Raw genomic sequence first — 18147 nt, forward strand, 5'->3', positions numbered from 1 at the left:
TATTTAGGAGGCTTTTAAAATGGAGAAAAAGACTTTAATTCTAGGGGTAATAGGGTCAGATTGTCATGCTGTTGGCAATAAAATTTTAGATTATGCACTAACGGAAGCTGGGTTTAATGTTATAAACATAGGAGTTCTTTCTCCACAAGAAGATTTTATCAATGCAGCTGTTGAAACTAATGCAGATGTAATAATAGTATCTTCACTATACGGCCATGGAGAAATCGATTGCAGAGGCATCAGAGAAAAATGTGATGAAGCAGGGTTAAATGACATATTGCTATTTGTAGGTGGAAACATAGTTGTAGGAAAACAAAATTGGGATGACGTCCACCGTAGATTTACGGCAATGGGATTTAACAAGGTATATCCACCAGGAACATCTCTAGAAACAACAATACATGATTTAAAAGAAGCATTAGGTCTATTCTAAAATAGATACGCCTATTCTAGAATAGGTAGGGATATTATAAAATCAATAGGAGTGATATAAGTGGATGCATATTTACTTGTAGATTTTGGAAGTACATACACTAAACTAACTGTTGTAGATATAGAAAAAGAAGAAATAATTGCTACAGCGAAAGACATAACCACAATTGAAGATAATATAATGATAGGCTATGACAAAGCTTATTCGAAAATAGAAGGAATACTAAAAGACAAAAATGTTAATTTTATTAATAAGTTAGCATGCTCATCAGCAGCAGGAGGTCTCAAAATGATAGCTATTGGCCTAGTGCCAGATTTAACTGCAGAAGCTGCCAAAAGAGCGGCTCTCGGAGCTGGAGCTAGGGTACTTAAAGTATATAGCTATGAATTAACCCTTACTGAAATTGAAGAAATTAAAAATTCAGACTTAGATATAATACTTCTTGCAGGTGGGACTGATGGTGGTAACAAGGATTGCGTAATTCACAATGCAAAAATGTTAGCTGAAAATGGAGTTAAATTACCAATAGTAGTAGCTGGAAATAAAGTAGCAAGTGATGAAATAAGAGAAATATTCACAAAGGCTAAAATGTATTTTACAATTACAAGTAATGTGATGCCACAGTTAAGTAAACTAAATGTAGAGCCTGCTCGTGAAGAAATTAGAAAAGTATTTATGGAAAAAATAATTGATGCCAAAGGGCTTAGCAATGCAGAAGAGTTAGTAAAAGGTATCTTAATGCCAACACCGGCAGCAGTTCTAAAGGCTGCAAGGATATTAAGCGAAGGCAGTGATGAAGAAAGCGGACTAGGAGATTTAATAATTATAGATATTGGTGGAGCAACTACAGACGTACATTCTATAGCAGATGGAGAACCTACAAAAGCGGGAGTTACAGTAAGAGGCCTTGAGGAACCATTTGCTAAAAGAACTGTTGAGGGTGACCTTGGTATGAGATATTCTGCAATTTCACTAAGAGAAGCAGCTGGTAGCAGAAAACTGAGGAAATATCTAGGGGACACGGAAAGAAAAATTGATATTGATGCAAATTGTAAATATAGAATAGAGCATATAAAGATGGTTCCGGAAACTAAGGAAGAAATAGATTTTGATGAGGCTATGGCCAAAGTAGCTACTGAGCTATCTATGGAGAGGCATGTAGGTACTATTGAACACACACTAACACCTATGGGCGCTATGTATACTCAAATAGGAAAAGACCTTATGGAAGTAAAGTATATCATAGGTACAGGTGGGGTATTAATACACAGCGAAAAACCACAAGATATTTTAAAATCAGGGGCTTTTAATAAAGAAGATCCAACGTATTTAAAGCCACGTCATGCAGCTTATTTGCTTGATAAAACTTATATATTATCAGCTATGGGACTATTAGCGAAGGATTATCCAGACAAAGCTGTTAGAATTATGAAAAAATATTTAGTGCAAGTATAATTATTAGGGGGAATTTTAGTGGAATTAAGAAATAAAAAATGGACTAATGAAGAGTTCTTTGAGGTTAGAAAAGAAGTGTTAAGTCAATGGCCAACAGGAAAAGATGTAGATTTAGAAGAAGCTATAGAATACAATAAAAAAATTCCTGATCACAAAAACTTTGCGAAAAAATTAATTAAAGCTAAAGAAGAAGGTATAACCCTTGCACAACCAAGAGCAGGTGTTGCACTAATTGATAAGCATATCGAACTCCTAAACTTTTTAGAGACAGAAGGTGGAGCAGATTTACTACCATCAACAATAGATAGTTATACAAGACAAAATAGATATGATGAATGTGAAATAGGAATTAAGGAAAGTATGAGTGAAGGAAGATCTCTTCTAAACGGATTTCCAGGCGTTAATCATGGAGTCAAAGGCTGCAGACAAGTTTTTGAAGCAATAAATAACCCATTAGAATCAAGACATGGTACTCCAGATGGAAGGCTTCTTGCTGAAATAACACATGCTTCAGGTTGGACTTCAAATGAAGGTGGCGGTATTTCCTATAATATTCCATATGCTAAAAATGCAACGCTGGGAAAAACAATTCTAGATTGGCAGTATTGTGATAGACTTGTTGGCTTTTATGAGGAGCAAGGAGTTTCAATAAATAGAGAACCTTTTGGACCATTAACAGGAACCTTAGTTCCACCTAGTACATCAAATGCAATTGCAATAATAGAAGCACTACTTGCAGCAGAACAAGGAGTTAAAAACCTTACAGTTGGATATGGTCAGTGCGGAAATTTAATACAGGACGTAGCAGCTATAAGAGCTTTAGAAGAGCAATGCGACGAATATTTAAAAGCGAGTGGCTATAAAGATATATACTTAACAACAGTTTTACATCAATGGATGGGAGGATTCCCGGCAGATGAAGCAAAAGCTTTTGGCGTTATATCTACAGGCGCTGCCACAGCTGCACTTGCAGGAGCAACAAAAGTAATAGTTAAAACCACTCATGAAGCTATAGGGATTCCTACTAAAGAAGCCAATGCTCAGGGCATAAAGGCTACAAAGATGACTTTAAACTTATTAAGAGGACAAAGGTTACCTATGTCTCAGGAATTAAAAACAGAAATAGAAGTAATAAAAGCTGAAACAAAGTGCATGATAGATAAGATATATGAAATTGGAAAAGGAGACCTTGCTATAGGATCAGTTAAAGGATTTGCTATGGGAATCATTGATGTTCCATTTGCACCAAGTAAATTTAATGCTGGTAAAATGATGCCTGCAAGAGATAATAATGGAGCAATAAGATATTTAAAATTTGGTAATATTCCATTTACACAGGAATTAATAAATTTTAATATGAAAAAACTTCAAGATAGAGCGAAATTTGAAAATAGAGATGTAAGTTTCCAAATGACAATAGATGATATATTCGCAGTAGGAAAAGGTGTACTTATAGGAAGACCAGAGAAAAAATAAATACTGTTAAATCGCATTAAAAAATTATAGAAGGATAGGTGTATATTATGAAAATTATTGATGTATTATGTTCAACAGGAAGAACAGGATTTTACTTTGATGACCAAAGAGCTATAAAAAAAGGTGCAGCACATGACGGTTTTACATATGTAGGTGAGCCAGTAACAGAAGGATTTACATCTATAAGGCAAGCAGGAGAATCAATATCAGTAATGATTATACTAGAAGATGGTCAGGTAGCTTATGGAGATTGTGCAGCAGTACAATATTCAGGAGCAGGCGGACGTGATCCATTATTCCTATCAAAAGATTTTATACCAATTATAGAAAAAGAAATAGCACCAAAACTAATAGGTAGAAGTTTAGAAAACTTTAAAACACTGGCAGAAGAGTTTGACCACATGTTAGTTAACGGTAAAAGACTTCATACAGCAATAAGATATGGAATAACACAAGCTATTCTAGATGCTGTAGCAAAAGCTAAAAAAGTAACTATGGCTGAAATTGTACGCGATGAATACAAAACTGGCGTAGATATTAAGAGAATTGCTATTTTTACACAATCAGGCGATGATAGATATAATAGCTCAGATAAAATGATAATTAAAGGCGCAGACGTAATGCCTCATGCACTAATAAATAACGTAGAAGAAAAATTAGGACTTAAGGGTGAAAAATTACTTGCTTATGTGGAGTGGTTAAGTGCTAGAGTATTAAAATTAAGAACTGATAAAAACTATAATCCAATATTCCACATTGATGTATATGGAACAATAGGAGTTGCGTTTAATAATGATACAAAAGCTATGGCAGATTATATAGCAACTCTAGAAGAAGCTGCAAAGCCATTCCATTTGAGAATTGAAGGACCAATGGATGTTGAGCATAGAGAAAGACAAATGGAAGCATTAAGAGATTTAACAACAGAACTAGATAACAGAAAAATTAATGTAGAACTTGTTGCAGACGAATGGTGTAACACTTATGAAGACGTAGTATTATTTGCAGATAATAAATCAGGACACATGCTTCAAATAAAAACACCAGACTTAGGTGGAGTTAATAATATAATTGAAGCTATACTATACTGCAAAAAACAAGGACGTGGAGCATACTGTGGTGGAACATGTAATGAAACTAACAGATCTGCAGAAGTGTGCACAAACATAGCTATGGGTTGTGGAGCAGATCAGTGCCTCGCAAAACCAGGTATGGGTGTAGATGAAGGGTATATGATAGTTAATAATGAAATGAATAGAGTTGTAGCTCTAGTTAATAGAAAAAAATAAACAATTAATTTGGGAAGATAACTTATAGAGGCGGTTTGCGTAAACTGCCTTTTCCCATATTTAAATATTACAGCTTTCCAGAAGAGGATTAAAAGGAGGATAAAATGAAAGAAATAAGTGTAGCTGAAATAACAAAAACTATAAAAAATTTATGTATAGATTCTAATTACTATCTTTCTGATGATATAAGAAATCAATTAAAAAAAGCTAGAGAAAAAGAAACTTGGGATATTGCTAAAGGTATTTTAGATAAGATTTTAATAAATGCGGATATAGCTAAAAATGAAAAAATGCCAATGTGTCAAGATACAGGTATGACTTGTGTATTTATAGAGATTGGCCAAGAGGTTCACATAGTAGGTGGAAGTCTCGAAGAAGCTATTAATAAGGGCGTAGCAGCAGGATATGAAGAGGGCTTTTTAAGAAAGTCAGTAGTTGAAGATGCAATTAACAGAGTAAATACAAAAGATAACACTCCAGCAGTTATATATTATGATATAGTCCCAGGAGATAAATTGAAAATAACTGTAGCTCCAAAGGGCTTTGGTTCAGAAAATATGAGTCAGATTAAAATGTTAAAACCTTCAGATGGACTCCAAGGGGTTAAGGAATTTATTTTAAAAGTAGTAAAAGAAGCTGGTCCTAACCCATGCCCACCAATAGTTGTAGGAGTAGGTATAGGTGGAACTTTTGATAAAGCAACGAACCTTGCTAAAAGAGCAGCAGTTAGACCAACTGATCAGGAAAATTCAAATCCTTTTTATGCAGATCTGGAAAAAGAGCTTACGCAGGAAATAAATAAGCTAGGCATAGGACCACAAGGATTTGGTGGAAGAACTACAGCCTTAGCTGTTAATATTGAAACTTATCCAACTCATATAGCAGGTCTACCAGTGGCAGTAAATATAAACTGTCATGCTGCAAGACATGCCAGTGCAGAGCTTTAATAATGATAAAGGGAGGAGAATTTTATGGAGAAAAGAATAACTACGCCACTTACAAAAGATGTGGTTAAAGATTTAAAAGCAGGAGACAGTGTGTTATTATCTGGTGTAATATATACAGCTAGGGATGCGGCGCATAAAAGACTAGTGGACCTTATAGATACGGGAGAGAAGCTTCCAATAGATGTTAAAGATGCAGTTATATATTATGTTGGACCAACTCCAGCAAAGCCAGGAATGGCACTTGGATCAGCAGGACCAACTACGAGCTATAGAATGGATGCGTACGCTCCAAAGCTTTTAGAAAAAGGATTAAAAGGAATGATAGGTAAAGGGCTCAGATCGCAAGAGGTTGTAGACTCTATGATTAAAAATGGTGCTGTATATTTTGCAGCCATTGGTGGAGCAGGAGCTCTAATAGGCAAATGTGTGAAAAGTGCAGAAATAGTAACCTATGAGGATTTAGGATCTGAAGCTATAAGAAGACTTGAAGTAGAGGATTTACCTATAGTTGTAGTAATAGATAGTAAAGGTAACAATCTATATAAACAAGGACAAAACGCTTATTTAGAAAGTGTAAAATAAAATTAACTTAAAGTTTGTGTGAGGTGATACCATGGAAATAAATAAACCCGCCAAAGCGGGAACAATGGAATCTAACGATATATATGTAATGATTATGCCAAACCCTAAGGGCGGTATTGAAATAAATCTTCAAAGTATTGTTATGAAACAATTTGGAGAAGAAATAGAAAAAGTAATACTGGATACTCTTGTGGAATTAGAAGTTAAAAATGTAATAGTAAGTGCTCAAGATAAGGGTGCATTAAACTATACAATAAAAGCGAGAATAGAAACTGCTACAAAAAGAGCGCAATAAGAGGTGATTTGTATGAAAAGGTTGAGAAGAACTATGCTTTTTATGCCTGGGAATAATCCAGGAATGCTTCAGAATGCAGGGATTCTAGGTGCAGATTCAATCATATTAGATCTAGAGGACGCTGTAAGTCTTACAGAAAAAGACAGTGCTAGAATTTTAGTAAGAGAAGCAATAAAAAATGTAGATTATAGTAATGTAGAACTGGTAGTAAGGGTAAATCCAATTACTACTGAATTTGCACAAAAGGATATTGATGTAATCGCAAGAGTTAAACCAGATGCATTAATGATTCCAAAAGCTACAGAAGAAGAACTTAAAACTATAGATAAAATGCTTATAAATATAGAAAAGCAAGAAGGTTTCGATGTGGGAAGTATAAAATTAATTCCCATAGTAGAAACAGCTTATGGTCTTCAAAATGTTTATAGCATAATAAAATCTTGTGATAGAATAGTTGCTATTTTACTTGGAGGAGAAGATTTAACTTCAGATTTAGGTATAAAAAGAACCAAAGAAGGAGAAGAAATCTTCTACGCAAGAAACCAAGTAGCAATCGCATGTAGAACAATGAAGGTGGATTCTATAGATACTCCATTTACAGATACCACTGATTTTGAAGGATTAGAAAAAGACACAAGGAAAGCTAAGAGCTTAGGACTTACAGGAAAAGCTGCAATAAGTCCAAAACATATTGACACTATTCATTCTGTATTTGCTCCAAATGTGGAAGAAATAAAACATGCTAAAAGGGTGCTTGCAGCTATGGAAGAAGCAGAAAGTGAAGGAAAAGGAGTATTTTCCTTAGACGGAAAAATGGTAGATGCTCCAGTTATAAATAGAGCTAAAAACACAGTAGAACTAGCAAAGCTTTTAGGTATTGTATAAAAGTATGATTAAAAGCTTTTCAAAAATCTATTTTAGTGGATTAGTTAATTGAGGTGATAGTAATGAAGAATATACTAGGGAGAGAAATACCTGAATATATAGAAGGCTATGGAGAAGTAAGGACCTTTGAAGGTGCATTTAAAAATGGTGGCATTAAAATAAAAAAAGAAGTGAAAGTAAACTCAGTAACTCCAAATGATAAAAAAGTTTTAAGTAGTATAGAGGAAGTTTTAGACAGGGTTGCAATAAAGGATGGCATGACTATTTCTTTTCATCATCATTTAAGGAATGGTGACTACGTGCTAAATTTAGTTGTGCAAGCAATTGCAAGTCGTGGCATAAAGAATCTTACTGTTGCAGTGAGTTCTATTTTCCCAAACCATTCGCCTTTAATTGAGCACATTAAAAATGGTGTAGTTACAAAAATAGTTACTAACTATATGTCAGGTCCTGTGGCACAAGAAATTTCTAGAGGAATATTAAAAACACCAGTGATAATGCATACTCATGGTGGACGTTCTAGAGCAATAGAAAGTGGAGATTTACATATAGATGTAGCTTTCATTGCAGCCCCTACAGCAGACACCTATGGAAATGTTAATGGATTATATGGGAAATCAGCTTGTGGAGCTCTAGGCTATGCAATATCTGATGCCCAGTGTGCAGATAGGGTGGTAGCTATAACAGATAATTTGGTGCCTTATCCAACATGTCCTATAGAAATTAGTCAGATATATGTAGATTATGTTCTAAAGGTAGATTCTATTGGTGATTCAGCTGGAATAGTATCTGGAACAACACAAATTACGAATGATCCAGTGGGACTTAAAATAGCTAAAATGGCCAGTGACGTTATGGTGGCAACAGGGCTTGTTAAAGATGAAATGTCCTTTCAAACAGGTGCAGGTGGGATTTCTCTGGCTGTAGCGGCCGAACTAAGAAAATATATGAAGCAGCATAGTATAGTTGGAAGTTTTGCCTCAGGCGGAATAACTGGATATATTGTAGATATGTTTAAAGAAGGGTTATTTAGATCTTTATTTGATGTACAGTGTTTTGACTTGCAGGCAGTACAGTCCTATGTAAGTTCACATAAACATCAAAGAATGTCAGCTTCCATGTATGGAAACCCAGATAATAAGGGCGCTGTTGTAAATAACCTAGACATAGTTATCTTAGGTGCTACAGAGATAGATACAAACTTTAATGTTAATGTAACAACTGGTTCAGATGGTGCAATAATGGGTGGCTCCGGAGGCCATAGTGATACAGCGGCGGGAGCGAAACTTACAATAATTGTTACACAATTAATGAAGGCAAGACTTCCAATTATAAAAGATAAGGTAACTACAATAACAACTCCCGGGGAGTGTATTGATGTTATTGTAACAGAAAGAGGAATAGCCGTTAATCCAAAGAGACTAGATATAATTGAAAAATTAAAGAAAACTAATCTTCCTATAATGACAATTGAACAGCTTAAAATAATAGCTGAAAAAATGACAGGTAAACCAAAGGAAATTAAGCTAACAGATCAAATAGTTGCAGTTATAGAATATAGAGATGGTTCCGTAATAGATGTGGTTAGAAAACCTCTATAAATCATAAAATAAAGCTGGAAATAATAATTTTCAGCTTTATTTTATTTGAGGGGAATTATTAAGTAAAGAATAATTCAATGATAAAACTATATATTGGCTTTGCAGTGCAATAAATATATAATAAGGTAAATTATAATATTTACAAGGAGGACTTCTATGTACGGATTTAACGTGGAGAGAATTAATCTAAAAGATGAAGATGGAGTAAAGGAAGTAAGGGGCTTTTTACAAAGCTTTCAATTACTACTTGATGATAACGTGGATTATACTATAGTTATTAGGCAAAATGGAGAGATTAAAGCTACTTGTTCTAAGTCAAAAAACGTATTTAAATGTTTTGCAGTATCAGATGATTTAAGAGGAACTGGAGTATCAGCTATACTTATGGGAGCAGTAGCGGATAAACTTTTTGAAGAAGGTACTTATCATAGTTTTATCTTCACAAAGGTAGAAAACATAGATATATTTACCTCACTTGGATACAAACTTATACACAAAATAGAAAAGGTAGCTCTCCTTGAGAGTGGAATATATGATATATCACAATATTTAAAGCGTCTGCAATTGGAATATAATATAGATGGAGCCACTATGAAGTCTGCAATAGTTATGAATTGTAATCCCTTCACTTTAGGACATCGGTATTTGATAGAAGAGGCTGCAAGGCAATCGACAGAGGTACTGGTATTTATAGTTGAAGAAGACAAATCCTCATTTCCATTTATTCATAGATATAATATGGTTAAAGAAGGGGTTTCCCATTTAAATAATGTACGAGTTATTAAAGGGGGAGAGTACATTATTTCAGAAGCTACCTTCCCAACCTATTTTTTAAGGAGAAAAGATGAGATACTAAAGGCTTATACAACCCTAGATGCATCGGTTTTCGGAAGATATTTTTGCAAAACTCTAAATATAACTAAAAGGTTTATAGGAGAAGAACCATATTGCGAAGTTACAAATGCTTATAATGACGCTTTAAAGGAAGTTCTGCCTACCTATGGAGTAGAAGTTATAGAGGTGAAAAGAAGGGCTCTCATGGGGGAGGTTATAAGTGCTTCAAAGGTTAGAAAATTAATTGTGGAGGGAAAAATAGGGGACATTAAGCATATAGTTCCTAGTTCAACCTGGGAATTTTTAAATACTAAGATAGGAAAGGAGATAATGGGACGGATTAAGTTTAGCCATGCGCCCCATTAACATGGTATGTATACAGCAGAAGATATATTAATAGGTAGAGAAAGAAGAATCGAGTTTCAAGAAAGACTAGTTGAAAGATATAAGATGCCAATACTAGTTATAAGAGTAAACTATCCAGGTATTAACAAGGATAATCATTTTTCTAAGGAAATAACTGTGATTATAGAGCGAATTATTAGTGAAATGTTTTCTTATTCTATTCAGTATAAAATAATGACCACAACTGCAGAAGGTCCTCTTGTTATTATGTCTATAAATAAGAGGGCAAGAGATATTAAAGCATTGACACTTGATATAGAAGATAAGCACCTTTTAGGCAGATGTGTAGACATAGATGTATATGATGAAAAGGGTATTGGCATTAGTAGAAAAGATTTCGGCTTAGGTATGAGAAAATGCTATATATGCGATGATGTAGCTCATAATTGTGTAAGAAGCAAAAAACACAGCAAAAAAGAAGTTGAAGGATTTATTAAAAGTAAATTTGCAGAATATATGGAGAAATTTTATGGGAAATAAATATTTAATATCCAAGGAGGCTTTCGCTATATCAGCCTTTGCAATTGAGGCAATGCTATGTGAGGTGGCTTCATATCCATCACCGGGGCTAGTGTCATCTATATCAAATGGAGCCCATATAGATATGGATCATTACTCTTTTATTAAAAGTACCTCTATTCTAAGTAAGTATATGGTGCTATTTGCGCAGGAGGGTTACTCAAAGAAAACTCCTAAAGAAATATTTGTGGCTATTCGAAATATAGGAATAGAAGCTGAGAGTGAAATGTTTAAAGGCACAAAGGGTGTCAACACTCACAAAGGCATGATTTTTCTTTTAGGCATAAGTTGTGCAGCTGTGAGTAAAGCTATGCATGATAAGAAAAAATTTTATGAAATTCAAGATATAATAAAACAAATGACTAAAGGCCTCGTTGTGGACGAACTATGCTATATGGATAAAGATAAAGTCAAAAGCTATGGGGAAAAATTATTTCTAAAATATAAGGTTGAAGGAATAAGAGGCCAAGTGGAGAGCGGAATTCCTATAGTATTTGATTATTCACTTAAAGTATATAAAGAAAATAGTGCTTTAAAATTAAATGATAGATTAATACATACTCTCATATCCATTATGCAATTTTGTGAGGATTCTAATGTTCTTCACAGACATTCAATGGACACACTAAATGAAGTAAAACAAAAGGCAAAACATATAATTTCAATAGGTGGAATGGCCACAGAAATTGGAAAAGCATCAATAGCTGAGCTAGACAGTGAATTTATAAAACGAAGCATAAGTCCAGGAGGCTCAGCAGACCTACTAGCCGTAACTGTATTCTTTAATTCAGTAGAGGGGTATTTTAACGATTTATAACAAGTGTGCAGGGTTTTTGTGGATAAACTATTTTTGGAATTTAAATTGTGGGTAACTTTAGATAAAATCAATTGATATAAAGTATTAACACTAATTCCATCCAAAGGGGGAAATTCAAGTGGGGGAAGATTCAAATCTAATCGGAAGTATATTAGACGGAAATGTTGATAGTTTTAATATATTAGTTAACAAATATGAAGGTATAGTCTTAAGGTTTATCTATAACATGATAAAGGATAAAGAAGCTTCAGAGGATATAACTCAAGAGGTTTTCATTACAGTTTACAACAAACTTTACCTTTATGATAAGACCCACAAGTTTATAAATTGGTTACTTCAGATTTCTAAAAATAAATCTATTGACTATATACGAAAATATAAAAGGGTGTATGAATCAAACATAGAGGATATACCAAACATCATATCAAAAGAAATGTCACCAGAACAGTCTGCAGAATTCATGGAAACTAAAGAAAATGTAGAAGAATATTTAAATAGCTTAAATGAAGTAGATAGGCAAATACTAACTATAAAATATTCACAAAACCTTTCATTTTATGATTTGTCGCAAATTATGGAAATGACAGAATCTAATGTAAAACGGAAATACTATAGGAGTAGACAAAATTTCAAAACTTTTATATCTCAAAAGGTAAAGGGGTGTAAATAATGAATTGTAATATATTTAAAAAGGGATTAGAAGAGTATGTACTAGGAAACATTTCAAATGATTTGAAAATTGCAATAGAAAAGCACATGGATGGATGTGAAAGTTGCAGGAGGATGTATGAGGAAGAGGTTAAAATAGATAGAGATTTTAAGATGGTTTTATCAATAGATGGTATAGAATTTAATAGGTCAAGGGCTAGTATAATTAAAGCTATAGATAAAAATAGATATAGTAAAAAGACCTCCAATAAGATTTTATACAATTTTAAAAAATACAAAAATAGATATTTATCATATGCAGTAGCTGTTATGGCTATGATAGTAATTATTCCAATGATGTTAAAGGGCTTTGGTGGAGTAAACTTTAATAATGCAACCTCTAAAAAAACCACAGCTATTAATAATTCAAGCGAAAAAGAAGCTTCTAAAAAAAGTGACTCGCTTATTGGCCATAGCAGCTTAGCAATGGATAAAATTCAAGTAAGCAAAGCAGCACTGGAATTTAAGAGTAGCATAATAACAAAACAGGCGCTCATAGATTATAAAATGAATTGGAAAAATTCTGGGGATGGAAAAAGGTCTGCGGCCATAGATATAAAACCAGAACGTGATGTAGATTTTGGAATACATGCAGCTTATATTAAAAATATGACTACAAATGAGATAGTGAAGTATGAGGTTATTAATAATGAGAGACAATACACTCCAATGCTTATAGAATGGTGGGATAGTGAACATTTAATAATTGTGGCTGGCTTTGGAGAGGGTACCATAGAATATGGTTCAGAAGTGTATAGCTTAGATGTTAATACGGGTCAGCTTTCTACTCTATACAAGGAAGTAGATGGGAAACATCAAATATTGGATTTTAAAAAGGTTAAGAATGACTTAATATTTCAATTGTTAATTTATAATGATGATACTTATAATACTTTTCATAAAGGCGTAGGGAAGATTACTTTGTTAGAATTAGACAAACTAGTGAATATGGAAATCATAAGTGAGGAGAAATGAAGTTGTAGTAATATATACTTTTCTATTTTGTGATATAATTAGATTGCTCTTAAATATGTGAAATAAAAGGTGAAAATATGGATAAATCGGGAAAAATATATGTGAAAGCAATGAATAAATATAATGATGGATATATAGACAAAGCAGTAGCTCTTTGTGAAAAAAGCATTGCTCTAAATATTACAAATGCTGCAGCTTTAAATTTGAAGGGTATTTTATATTATTTAAAAGGTGATTTGGAAAATGCTAAAAAAATGTGGAATATAAATTATAAAAGAAATAATGATAAAGTATCAAAAAAATATTTAAAGGATAGTATACGTGATAAGGAAAATTTACAATTGTATATTAATGCCTTGGATTTAATGAAGCGTTTTGATATATCTGGTGCTTTAGAGGCTCTTAAGCAATGTGAAAATAGTCATTTTAATTTTATAAATGTTAATAACCTTGTTAGCCTTTGTTATATAAAGCAAGGAGAATATGATAAAGCACTACCTTATATACTGGATGTTTTAAAAACAGATAAAAAAAATACAGCAGCCATTATGAATAAAAAAACCCTAATAGAATATGGCAACTTAAAAAGAGAAACAAACTATAAAAAGATATTTATAGTAACTGCTAGTGTAGTTTCAATTATACTTGTTTTATTTGTTGGTAAGACATATGGGTATAAACTGAAAAATACTCTAATAATAGGCATAAAAAAAATTGAAGGAAAAATTCAGTCAGATAAGAAAACTACAACTGGAAATGAATTGAAACCTATAGAAAATAAGGTTAAAGAAAATAAACCTAAAGAAAGTAAACCTAAAGAAAATAAACCCAAAGAAAAGCTAGAATTCCCACAGAAGAAATTTTCAGAGGCTATAAATACTAACAATATGGAGCAAATTATTGAGTATGTAAATCAGTGGAAGAATGCTGAGTTAGAAATGAATGATAAATTACTTATAGTAAAAGCCGAAGAAATTATTAAGAGTGATGGAATAGTATATTTTTATGAAAAAGGCGTAAAGTTTATGGAAGATAAAAACTTCATCCAAGCTGAAAAATATTTTTTATATGCATTACCATACTCTGAAGGAAATTATTTGAAAGAGCATATAATTTATATGTTAGCATTGAGTTATAAGTCTAGTTCTGAATTTGAAAATGCTGTTATATACTATGAACTTAGCTTAAAACAATTCCCTGAGGGAAGTTATGCTGAGGAAATTTTATACGATTTAATTTTTATAAATAAAGACATAGATGTAGTGAAAGCTAAGGGATACGCAGAAAAATTAATAAAACAATTTCCGGATTCCCAATATAATAATGATATGGTGCAAAATATGTTAAAGTAGCTAAAGACATGTTTGTGTTTGAATTTGGGTATACTAACTCTGAAATATGTAATAGTTGTTTTACAACTTTGTCAGACTAGTTAAAAACCTAATTTTAACAAATAATAATTTAAAATATTATTGACTAGTCACATAATAAGGTATACAATAATACTATAAAATATACCCTAATGGGGTATAATAACTGGAGGTAATAATATGATTAAAGAAGTTAATGATAAAAATTTTGATGAGGAAATTGGGAATTCAGATAATATAGTTGTAGTTGATTTTTGGGCACCTTGGTGTGGACCTTGTAAAATGTTAAGTCCAGTAATTGAAGAATTAGCAAAAGAAATGGGAAAAGAAGTTAAGTTTGCAAAAGTTAATGTAGATGAAAGTCCAATGATTTCATCTAAGTATAGAATTGCAAGCATTCCAACGGTTATGGTCTTTAATAAAGAAACAGTTAAAGAGACTATGGTAGGATTTAGACCTAAAGCTGACATAAAGAAAATAATCCAAAGAAATTTATAAAATTCAACTACATTTCAGTTTTAAGGATGATAATTAATAGAAATATTTTGGAGGTAAGTTATTTAAATTTTTATAATTTGAAATAACTATCTCCATTTTATGGATTATAGACTTTGCAAGGAGGAAAATAATGGGAGAAACAGGAGAAAGATATGATATAGCTATAATTGGTACAGGGCCAGCGGGTCTTGAAGCAGCTATTAATGCTAAAATTAGAAATAAAAACATAATACTTTTTGGAAGTAAAGAATTAAGTGCAAAACTAGTAAAAGCACCAAAGGTAAATAATTTTTTAGGGTTTTATAATCTTACAGGAAAAGAGCTTAAAAACCACTTTGCAGCACATATTGAAGCTATGGGCATAGGTATTGTAAATGAGAGAATAAATAATGTTTACGCTATGGGAGATTACTTTGCATTAATGGTAAATGATAAAATATATGAGGCTAAATCAATAATTTTAGCTACAGGTATAGAATATGGCAAACCATTAAAAGGAGAAGAAAAGTTATTAGGAAAAGGAGTAGGTTACTGTGCTACCTGTGATGCTCCGTTGTATAAAGGTAAGACAGTTGTTGTAGTAGGATATAACAAAGAAAGTGAAGAAGAAACTAATTTTGTCAGTGAATTATGTGGAAAAACATATTATGTTCCAATGTACAGAGGGGAATATAAACTAAATCCTAATGTAGAGATAATAAATCATAAACCTTTAGAAATAGTAGGTGTTGATAGGGTAACTAAAATTGTTTTAGAGCATGGTGAAATAATTACAGATGGAATTTTCATGCTAAGAGATAGTTTATCTCCAAGCCAATTAGTTCCGGGGCTTGAGATAGAAGAAGGGCATATAAAAGTAGATAGGAATATGCAAACAAACATAGAAGGGTGTTATGCTGCAGGAGACTGCACTGGAAAGCCATATCAGTATATGAAGTCAGCTGGTGAGGGTCTTATAGCTGCATTATCGGCAGTTTCATATTTAGATTCAGCTAAGAAATAAATTTAGGCAGCTAACTTTAGTTAAAACTAACTTTAGTAAAAACTAACTTTAGTTAAAACTAACTGGGGTTAGCTACCTGGACTGTAGTGTATAACTACAGTTTTTTTTATTTAACTACAAAAAATACATGATTTCCTATGGTTTTTATATTGGCCTTTTTTATATCTTTCATCCATTGAGAAGTTGATATTTCAGGATTATAAAAGAAAACAGCCTTATCTGTAGGATCTTTACCTTTTAATGCATCTAATACAGCTGTGTAACTAGCGGAATCTGGAATGACATCTGGTTTGCCTTGGTGAACTACCTTTCCACGTTTAACACAAGAAAAGGCATTTTTTTGATTAATAACACCAGAAATAGACTTTGGGAAACCGGCATGTCTAGTACGATTTAATATAACGGAGGCTACTGCAAGTTTGCCACTAGCAGGTTCACCACAACTCTCAGCATATACAACTTGAGACATTAAATAAATATCTTTATCAGTAACATAAATCGAGTCATTGGATCCATTAAACACAGCTATTGCTTCTATTTTCTCATTATATAAATCTTTGATTTCAGAACCTTGTGAATATAAATATTCTCCCTTTGCGTTTAAATTAGGTAATAATGTGAATAATGTTAAAATACAAACTAAAAAAGCAAATTTTTTCATACTATCCTCTCCTTTTGCCTACGGAGTTAGCTGACGGGTTCGGAAAAGGTTTAACCTACACAAATTGTGATTCACCCCAAATGCTTGGTTCCTCCGTGTTTTTTTTACTTAGGCAATAATAGTGTGCCCAGGAGAATAAATATAATACATTAATTTTATTTATTCTTTAGTTCAATAAAGGTTTTAATAAATACACTATAGTAATTTTCTAACTCAGCAAATTTTAGATTAGAAGAAGTATATAGAGAGTCTGATGCTGATGAATCTACAACAGCACTTAGGGCTTGAATTTTTTCATTTGTAAGTGCAAGTTTAAAATCCTTTAAATAATTTTCATACATATCTAATAGGGGTTTGAAGGATTCATAAGTAGCAGCAGTAGAGGTCGGTATAGATAAACTTTTAAAAGTAGTTTGCACATTGCTTAATTTTACAAGATTATCACCTATTAGTAACAAGAGATCATCATAGGACATATTGTTTTTTCTTACCTTTACCACATAAGAGTAATAATTGATTTTAATATCTAAAAAATTTTTGGATATGGTATCAATTTTACTAATGAATTCCTTAGTTTGATTAGATTTAATATCTTCTTCCACTTGCATTCTTATTGCCATATAACTGTCATTAAGTACATCATCAATGAAGGTTAATGAAGTTTTTGGAAGGGCTATTTTAACATTATAAATATTTATTAATGAGTAAAAATTCATGCAGTCATTTCTATAAGTTTTAAGAGTAGTACTAAATTCATTTGCAGAAGAACCAGAGGGATCATTTAAAATTGCTAGTGCTTGCCTATAAATTGATAAGTTATTATCTAAACCTAGTTTTAGATTTTCATGATCTTTTTTATATTTTGAGGTTGGTTTAGAATTTGTTAAATTATCTTTTAATTTAGTTAAATCATTAATACTACTGGGTAATTGCTTTTTTGCATATTCAACATCTATTGTTCCGTTAGTATTAAAAAGTTGTTCTATATTTTTATTAACTTCGTTAATACCCTTAATATTTTTTGTTATAGTGGTTTCATAGGAGGCATATACTTTATTTAAAGATGAATAGTAGCTGGCAAAGAAAATTCCTGTGGAGGTCATTATGATAGATAGAAAAAGTATAATTTTAAATGTTTTCCTTTTTTTATTAGCATCTGCAATATCTTTTTTTTCACTCAAATAAACTCACTCCCTTATTTTTGTATTATATTATTATATTATCATAATAGAGTTAAATTATTCTAGAAAAATTATACAATTACATCCTTTTAGGATAAATTGTAGAATTGTAGCCTTTATCATTTCAAAATACATAAATTAATAGAATAACCACTGAACATAAATCTATTTATTATAATAAAATTAACTTATAATTTATATTAATAAGCCATA

At 32.1% G+C, this 18147-nt stretch carries 19 protein-coding genes and 1 riboswitch; of the genes, 17 read left to right on the forward strand and 2 right to left on the reverse strand.

The genetic code is table 11. The annotated features are described in order from the left end of the window. Positions 1-19: 19 nt before the first annotated feature. From glmS to Ctaglu_RS14650, 17 genes are all read left to right on the forward strand, one after another. A complete protein-coding gene (gene glmS, locus Ctaglu_RS14570) occupies positions 20-433 on the forward strand; it encodes a methylaspartate mutase subunit S (protein WP_125002932.1) in 414 nt (137 codons plus the stop codon). A 60-nt stretch (positions 434-493) separates the two neighbouring features. Continuing rightward, positions 494-1888 (forward strand): methylaspartate mutase accessory protein GlmL, encoded by a 1395-nt coding sequence (glmL, locus tag Ctaglu_RS14575; RefSeq protein ID WP_125002934.1) that lies wholly within the window; start codon positions 494-496, stop codon positions 1886-1888. Between the two features lie 18 nt (positions 1889-1906). Next, positions 1907-3364 (forward strand): methylaspartate mutase subunit E, encoded by a 1458-nt coding sequence (locus Ctaglu_RS14580; protein ID WP_125002936.1) that lies wholly within the window; start codon positions 1907-1909, stop codon positions 3362-3364. Positions 3365-3411: 47 nt separating this feature from the next. Further along, positions 3412-4653, forward strand: a complete 1242-nt coding sequence (locus Ctaglu_RS14585) for a methylaspartate ammonia-lyase (protein ID WP_125002938.1) — start codon at positions 3412-3414, stop codon at positions 4651-4653. A gap of 104 nt (positions 4654-4757) precedes the next feature. After that, positions 4758-5600 carry a fumarate hydratase gene (locus Ctaglu_RS14590; protein ID WP_125002940.1) on the forward strand — a complete coding sequence of 281 codons (843 nt, stop codon included), beginning with the start codon at positions 4758-4760 and terminating at the stop codon, positions 5598-5600. Between the two features lie 24 nt (positions 5601-5624). Then, positions 5625-6182, forward strand: coding sequence for a Fe-S-containing hydro-lyase (locus Ctaglu_RS14595; RefSeq protein ID WP_125002942.1), 558 nt, complete (start codon positions 5625-5627; stop codon positions 6180-6182). Between the two features lie 31 nt (positions 6183-6213). Continuing rightward, positions 6214-6477, forward strand: coding sequence for a citrate lyase acyl carrier protein (gene citD, locus Ctaglu_RS14600; protein WP_125002944.1), 264 nt, complete (start codon positions 6214-6216; stop codon positions 6475-6477). Positions 6478-6489: 12 nt separating this feature from the next. After that, positions 6490-7362 (forward strand): HpcH/HpaI aldolase/citrate lyase family protein, encoded by an 873-nt coding sequence (locus Ctaglu_RS14605; RefSeq protein ID WP_125002946.1) that lies wholly within the window; start codon positions 6490-6492, stop codon positions 7360-7362. A 62-nt stretch (positions 7363-7424) separates the two neighbouring features. After that, the gene (gene citF / locus Ctaglu_RS14610; protein ID WP_125002948.1) at positions 7425-8963 is read left to right on the forward strand and encodes a citrate lyase subunit alpha; all 1539 of its coding nucleotides are present in this window, start codon (positions 7425-7427) and stop codon (positions 8961-8963) included. Between the two features lie 156 nt (positions 8964-9119). Beyond that, a complete protein-coding gene (gene citC / locus Ctaglu_RS14615) occupies positions 9120-10163 on the forward strand; it encodes a [citrate (pro-3S)-lyase] ligase (RefSeq protein WP_125002950.1) in 1044 nt (347 codons plus the stop codon). 6 nt (positions 10164-10169) lie between these two features. Next, a complete protein-coding gene (gene citX, locus Ctaglu_RS14620) occupies positions 10170-10682 on the forward strand; it encodes a citrate lyase holo-[acyl-carrier protein] synthase (protein WP_125002952.1) in 513 nt (170 codons plus the stop codon). Continuing rightward, positions 10672-11538, forward strand: a complete 867-nt coding sequence (citG, locus tag Ctaglu_RS14625) for a triphosphoribosyl-dephospho-CoA synthase CitG (RefSeq protein WP_125002954.1) — start codon at positions 10672-10674, stop codon at positions 11536-11538. The genes citX and citG overlap by 11 nt, the downstream gene beginning before the upstream one ends. A gap of 118 nt (positions 11539-11656) precedes the next feature. Beyond that, positions 11657-12208, forward strand: a complete 552-nt coding sequence (locus Ctaglu_RS14630) for an RNA polymerase sigma factor (protein ID WP_185732721.1) — start codon at positions 11657-11659, stop codon at positions 12206-12208. Then, on the forward strand, positions 12208-13221 hold the full coding sequence (locus tag Ctaglu_RS14635; protein ID WP_125002958.1) for a DUF4652 domain-containing protein: 1014 nt from the start codon (positions 12208-12210) through the stop codon (positions 13219-13221). The genes Ctaglu_RS14630 and Ctaglu_RS14635 overlap by 1 nt, the downstream gene beginning before the upstream one ends. Before the next feature lie 77 nt (positions 13222-13298). After that, positions 13299-14573 carry a hypothetical protein gene (locus tag Ctaglu_RS14640; protein WP_125002960.1) on the forward strand — a complete coding sequence of 425 codons (1275 nt, stop codon included), beginning with the start codon at positions 13299-13301 and terminating at the stop codon, positions 14571-14573. A gap of 198 nt (positions 14574-14771) precedes the next feature. Further along, positions 14772-15089 (forward strand): thioredoxin, encoded by a 318-nt coding sequence (gene trxA / locus Ctaglu_RS14645; RefSeq protein ID WP_125002962.1) that lies wholly within the window; start codon positions 14772-14774, stop codon positions 15087-15089. Positions 15090-15219: 130 nt separating this feature from the next. Then, positions 15220-16092, forward strand: coding sequence for an NAD(P)/FAD-dependent oxidoreductase (locus Ctaglu_RS14650; protein ID WP_125002964.1), 873 nt, complete (start codon positions 15220-15222; stop codon positions 16090-16092). 106 nt (positions 16093-16198) lie between these two features. On the opposite strand, the gene Ctaglu_RS14655 is transcribed toward Ctaglu_RS14650, so the two are convergent. Continuing rightward, a complete protein-coding gene (locus Ctaglu_RS14655; protein WP_125002966.1) occupies positions 16199-16753 on the reverse strand; it encodes a cell wall hydrolase in 555 nt (184 codons plus the stop codon). A 1-nt stretch (position 16754) separates the two neighbouring features. Next, positions 16755-16878, reverse strand: a riboswitch (cyclic di-AMP (ydaO/yuaA leader). Positions 16879-16908: 30 nt separating this feature from the next. Continuing rightward, positions 16909-17934: a hypothetical protein gene (locus Ctaglu_RS14660; RefSeq protein ID WP_125002968.1), complete on the reverse strand. Its 1026-nt coding sequence runs from the start codon at positions 17932-17934 to the stop codon at positions 16909-16911. Positions 17935-18147: the final 213 nt, after the last annotated feature.

Source organism: Clostridium tagluense (assembly GCF_003865095.1).
Lineage (GTDB): Bacteria > Bacillota > Clostridia > Clostridiales > Clostridiaceae > Clostridium_AD > Clostridium_AD tagluense.

Excerpts from the sequence above, each read along its gene's own strand:
- citX (WP_125002952.1), top strand. The coding sequence starts at position 10,170 with ATGTATACAGCAGAAGATATATTAATAGGTAGAGAAAGAAGAATCGAG.
- Ctaglu_RS14595 (WP_125002942.1), top strand. The coding sequence starts at position 5,625 with ATGGAGAAAAGAATAACTACGCCACTTACAAAAGATGTGGTTAAAGAT.
- Ctaglu_RS14640 (WP_125002960.1), top strand. The coding sequence starts at position 13,299 with ATGGATAAATCGGGAAAAATATATGTGAAAGCAATGAATAAATATAAT.
- citF (WP_125002948.1), top strand. The coding sequence starts at position 7,425 with ATGAAGAATATACTAGGGAGAGAAATACCTGAATATATAGAAGGCTAT.
- trxA (WP_125002962.1), top strand. The coding sequence starts at position 14,772 with ATGATTAAAGAAGTTAATGATAAAAATTTTGATGAGGAAATTGGGAAT.
- Ctaglu_RS14605 (WP_125002946.1), top strand. The coding sequence starts at position 6,490 with ATGAAAAGGTTGAGAAGAACTATGCTTTTTATGCCTGGGAATAATCCA.
- Ctaglu_RS14585 (WP_125002938.1), top strand. The coding sequence starts at position 3,412 with ATGAAAATTATTGATGTATTATGTTCAACAGGAAGAACAGGATTTTAC.
- Ctaglu_RS14650 (WP_125002964.1), top strand. The coding sequence starts at position 15,220 with ATGGGAGAAACAGGAGAAAGATATGATATAGCTATAATTGGTACAGGG.
- Ctaglu_RS14655 (WP_125002966.1), bottom strand. The coding sequence starts at position 16,753 with ATGAAAAAATTTGCTTTTTTAGTTTGTATTTTAACATTATTCACATTA.
- glmS (WP_125002932.1), top strand. The coding sequence starts at position 20 with ATGGAGAAAAAGACTTTAATTCTAGGGGTAATAGGGTCAGATTGTCAT.
- citG (WP_125002954.1), top strand. The coding sequence starts at position 10,672 with ATGGGAAATAAATATTTAATATCCAAGGAGGCTTTCGCTATATCAGCC.
- citC (WP_125002950.1), top strand. The coding sequence starts at position 9,120 with ATGTACGGATTTAACGTGGAGAGAATTAATCTAAAAGATGAAGATGGA.
- Ctaglu_RS14590 (WP_125002940.1), top strand. The coding sequence starts at position 4,758 with ATGAAAGAAATAAGTGTAGCTGAAATAACAAAAACTATAAAAAATTTA.
- citD (WP_125002944.1), top strand. The coding sequence starts at position 6,214 with ATGGAAATAAATAAACCCGCCAAAGCGGGAACAATGGAATCTAACGAT.
- Ctaglu_RS14635 (WP_125002958.1), top strand. The coding sequence starts at position 12,208 with ATGAATTGTAATATATTTAAAAAGGGATTAGAAGAGTATGTACTAGGA.